The organism is Terrabacter terrae (assembly GCF_039529575.1).
Classification (GTDB): Bacteria; Actinomycetota; Actinomycetes; order Actinomycetales; family Dermatophilaceae; genus Terrabacter; species Terrabacter terrae.
In genome coordinates, this window is sequence record NZ_BAAANB010000134.1 from 1 (window position 1) to 2,500 (window position 2,500).

A 2,500-nucleotide genomic window follows, 5' to 3' on the forward strand; every position below is an offset into this window, starting at 1 on the left:
GCGAAGTGGTCGATCGCGTCGCGTGACTCGATCCTGTCGATCGGTTCGACCGGGTCGGTGCTCTCCGTCGGCAGCATCGGATCGGTGCTGTCGATCGGCAGCGTGGGCTCGTTCGCGTCGTTCCTCTCGGTCGGGTCGTCGATGAGCGCGGCGTCGCTGCTGTCGACGATGTCGCGCCTGTCGGTGCTGTCGTACCAGAGCGACGCGTCGATCATGTCGAGGCAGTCGAGGCGCGCCGTCGGGGGCTACCGGGTGGACGGTTCGTCGCGGCGGGGACGGTAGACGAGCCACAGCGCTCCGCTGGGTGTCGGGGTCGCGCTCACCAGGGTGAGCCGCTGCAGCTCCGGGAGGCCGTCGAAGAGGCGCCGGCCGTCCGGGTCGAGGACGGGCGCGACCGCGAGGTGGAGCTCGTCGACGAGGCCCTCCGCCAGGAGTGACCTGGCCAGCTCGATGCTGCCGTGCACGCCGATGTCGCCCCCGGGGAGTGCCTTGAGGTCACGCACGAGGTCGGGGAGCGGACCCGAGACGGCCTCGCTGTCGCCCCACTCGGTGGTGAGCGGCGAGGAGGTGACGACGTACTTCTTGACGCCGTTGATGAAGGCGGCGAAGGGCTGCTCGTCGGAGGTGGGCCAGTAGCGGGACCACTGGTCGAACATGCGGCGCCCGAGCAGCACGGCGTCCTGCCGGGCGATCAGCGCGGCCTCCCGCTCGATGAGTCCGTCGTCGAAGGTCGGCGGCTGAGGCTTGTCGGGGTCGACGTCCGGCGGGAAGCAGCGGGTCGGGTCGTCGACCGAGCCGTCGAGCGAGGTGATGGTGTAGAGGACGATCCTTCGCACGTGGGTTCCTGTCGTCGGGGTTCAGGGAGCGGCGGGGCCGCTGAGGGTCAGTCCGAGCCACGCCGCGAGGTCGGCGATCTCTCGGTGGACGTCCCCGCGTATGCGCGCGGTGAACGGGACGTCCTCGTGGATCGCGTTGACGACGAGCGTGCCGGCCTTGCGGTCGGCCTGGGCGTCGAGCTTCCCGACGAGCCGGTCGTGGTGCAGGATCGGCAGCGCGAAGTAGCCCCAGCGGCGCTTCTCCTTCGGCTTGTACATCTCGAGGATGTACTCGAAGCCGAAGAGCTGCTCGGCCCGGACGCGGTCGTGGATGAGCCGGTCGAACGGCGACAGCAGAGCCGTGCGCCCCTGGAACCGCGCGGGCACGTCGAGATATGCCGGGTCGACGCGCCACGTGCCCGGCACCCCTTCGACCTCGGCGGGCTCACCGGCGTCGGCGGCGTACGAGTGCTCGCCCGGCATGACGGTGCCGGTGGGACGTGCGATGCCGAGGGCGGCGAGGCGTCGCTCGTTGCGGTGCCGGACGGCCTCCTCGAGGGTGAGCGTCGGCAGGTCGGGCGGGTAGACGCGCTCGGGCAGGTCGAAGTAGCGCTGCCGCCCCTTGCGCCCGGCGATGGCGACCTGGCCCCGCCGCGTCAGGGCCTCGAGCATCTTGGTGAGGTTGCGGTTGTTGGTCCACCCGCTCGAGGGCCACGGGACGACGCTCGTGTCGGGGATGTCGCGCGAGAGGAGCGGGCCCTCGGCCTCCAGCCTGGCGAGGATGTCGCGGCGGAAGGAGTCGTTGTCGGCCAGCCACTGCGCCATGAACGGGTAGGGGTCGGTGTCGCGGGCCTCGGCGATGACGGCCGGCACGTCGCGCGGGCTGCGGACGTAGGCGACGGTCTCGACGAGGCTGCGGTCGTGCTCGAGGGCGCTGGTCAGGTGCGCCGGGTCGTAGCCCCTGCCCAGCCGGCTCCACAGCACGAGGTCGGCGCTCGGCGCGATGGCTGCGGTCGGGTCGATCTGCAGGAACGTGAGCCGCTCGACCGTCGCGACGAGGTCGGTCGGGCGCGGTCGGTCGAGCAGCTGGGCGTGCACCGCGATGCGGCGCGCGTCCTCGAGGCCGAGCTGGTGGACCACCATGCCGCCGACCCTAGCCAGTGCCGGCGACAGGGCACCGGCACCCGCCTTGACAGGCGCGCGCGTGTCGGTCGTTGACAATTCGAGTGAAGCCGGGACGGCGGGTCTCCCAGAAGGGTAATAAGGGGTATGCCGTCCGTGGGGACCCTCGTGCGCCAGCGCCTGGCCGAGCAGCGGGACGCCCTGCGCGCCGCTGACGCAGACGTGCGCGGCGGCGGGGAGGCGGGCGTGCACCACCTGCGGGTCGCGATGCGCCGGGTGCGCTCGCTGCTCGCGACCTTCCGCCCCGTCTTCGACGCGTCGGTCACCGAGCCGGTGCGCACCGAGCTCAAGCAGGCGTCGCTGCAGCTCGGGCAGTCGCGCGACGCCGAGGTCGCCGTCGACATGACCGAGCAGCTGCTCGCGCACCTGGGGGCCGACGGACTCGACGAGGAGGCCGTGGCCGGCCTGCGGGCCCGGCTGCGCCTCGACGCCACCGCCGCCGGCGACGTCGTGGAGGAGACGCTCGCCTCCACCCGGTATGCCGCCACCGTCATCCTCGTCGA

Annotated in this window: 3 protein-coding genes and 1 pseudogene; 1 reads left to right on the forward strand and 3 read right to left on the reverse strand. The window is 72.2% G+C overall.

Going from position 1 to position 2,500, the window contains the following annotated elements; genetic code table 11:
• The 3 genes and pseudogenes from ABD194_RS19915 to ABD194_RS19925 form a co-directional block, all read right to left on the reverse strand.
• Nucleotides 1–215 (reverse strand): annotated as a pseudogene (locus ABD194_RS19915) (hypothetical protein); the annotation flags it as partial.
• Nucleotides 216–245: 30 nt separating this feature from the next.
• Nucleotides 246–836 (reverse strand): dihydrofolate reductase family protein, encoded by a 591-nt coding sequence (locus tag ABD194_RS19920; protein ID WP_343994748.1) that lies wholly within the window; start codon nt 834–836, stop codon nt 246–248.
• A 21-nt stretch (nt 837–857) separates the two neighbouring features.
• Complete coding sequence (locus tag ABD194_RS19925; RefSeq protein ID WP_343994750.1) at nt 858–1,958, reverse strand: DNA glycosylase AlkZ-like family protein; 1,101 nt, start codon at nt 1,956–1,958, stop codon at nt 858–860.
• A 126-nt stretch (nt 1,959–2,084) separates the two neighbouring features.
• Here ABD194_RS19925 and ABD194_RS19930 point away from each other — a divergent pair.
• Nucleotides 2,085–2,500 (forward strand): CHAD domain-containing protein (locus ABD194_RS19930; protein WP_343994752.1); only part of this gene is annotated, 416 nt, incomplete at its 3' end.